Annotated in this window: 1 protein-coding gene and 1 pseudogene; both read left to right on the top strand. The window is 55.8% G+C overall.

The features are described 5' to 3' along the window. Window positions 1–241: pseudogene (locus Xhom_RS47335) on the top strand (tape measure protein); the annotation flags it as partial. Between the two features lie 24 nt (window positions 242–265). Continuing rightward, the coding region (locus Xhom_RS24815; protein WP_274540202.1) for a phage tail tape measure protein at window positions 266–1,690 on the top strand (1,425 nt) is incomplete at its 3' end.

Here is a 1,690-nt window from a genome sequence, read left to right as displayed (position 1 = left end):
GGGGCAGGACTTTAACTCGGTCGCCCAATCCGGTCAGCGGATCATGAAGGCCCTGTCCGACGGACTGGGGGTCGCCCAAAAAGACCTGAAAGGGCTGGCGGATGCCGGGGAACTGACGACACCCAAGATTGTGCCGGCGTTGATCGGTCAGTTGACACAGATGCGCAAAGAATTTGATTCGATGCCAAACAGCGTCAGCGCCGCGTCAACCCGGGTGATGAATGCGTTTCAGCAATGGGTGGGGGAAGCCAACCGGACAACGTCGGTGACGGCCACTTTATCCGGGGCCTTGGATGGCGTGGCAAAAAACATGGATACCATTGCGGCAGCAGCCGGAATCCTGATTGCCGTCGGGGCGGCCCGTTTCTTTGGCGGGCTGGTCTCCGGGGCCGTGACTGCCACGGGGCGGATTTTGGAGACTTACCGGGCCGAGGTGGCACTGGCGCAGGCGCAGGTGCGCGGTACGCAAATCTCAACCGCACGGGCACGGGCAGCGGTTTATCGGGCACAACAGGCCTTGGTGGCTGCTCAGAATACGGACAAACAAACGCAGGCCGAAGCGAGGCTGACGCGGGAACAGTCCCGGCTGAGGCACAATATTGATGCCCGGACGGCAGCACAGAATCGACTGAATGGCGTGACCTCGGTGGGTTCCCGGATGATGGGGGGGATATTGGGGCTGGTGGGTGGCATTCCCGGTCTGGTGATGCTGGGGGCGGCGGCATGGTATACCTCGTACCAAAATACATTACAGGCCAGACAGGCCGCGCAGGAATACGCCAGTACTGTCAGCGAAATCCCGGAAAAAATCCCCAAAATGAGCCTGCCTGAAACAGCAGACAATGAAAAGGAGGCTGGAAAGGCGCTGAGTGAACAAAATCGCCTTATCGATGAGCAATCTAAGCGAGTTAATCACTTAAAAAACCAAGTGGAAACTTTAAACCAAGCTCGTAGTAATCCCGCTTACAAAAATTACCTTAAGGATGCGGACTTAGTTAAAGGACTGGAAAAGGCGACAGGGGAGCTGGCAGTTGAGCAATCCCGACTTAATACCATGCAAGAGAAGGCGAGGGAGATCAAGCAGGTACTGGAGGGGCTGGAACGGCGTCGAATTACACTTGTTCAGCAGGAAACGGACAAGCAGCAAGCCATTTATCATTCTACCCTGATGATGAACGCAGCTCATAGCGAATTCAATCGTCTGATGAGTGTGGGCAACCGGCTGCTGGATGAACGCCAACAGAAAAATGTCACTGTTCCTCTCATGCTGCCTCACGTGGAGCTGAACGACAAACAAAAAGACGCATTAGCCAAAGCTGCCCGTGATCGTGAACTTTCCACCTTGCAAGGTGACGCCAAAGTCAGAAAGCAGGCGGAGTTCGCGGCGGATGATTTGGGATTAACCGGGCCTGAGCACCGTAATAATCGGCAAAAACTGATTAATGACACGGTTGCAGCATCGAGAAATCAGGATCAGTTAAGGGAATCGACCAGTGCCGCGGCAAAAGCCGCCCGCGAAGCCGCCAGCGCGCAGGAAAACTACCGGAAAAAAGTGGCTGATCTGAACCGGGAAATTCAGGTCGAACGGGTGCGGATGAAAGACGGCGAGACGGCGGCGGCGCTCTTCGCCTCGTCAATGGACATCAGTGCCAAATACACCGGGAAACAGCGCGAGGAGCTGATCAGGCTC

It is taken from the genome of Xenorhabdus hominickii, from assembly GCF_002632725.1.
In the GTDB taxonomy this organism is placed as follows: Bacteria; Pseudomonadota; Gammaproteobacteria; order Enterobacterales; family Enterobacteriaceae; genus Xenorhabdus; species Xenorhabdus hominickii.
This window is presented reverse-complemented; position numbering and strand designations above follow the sequence as displayed.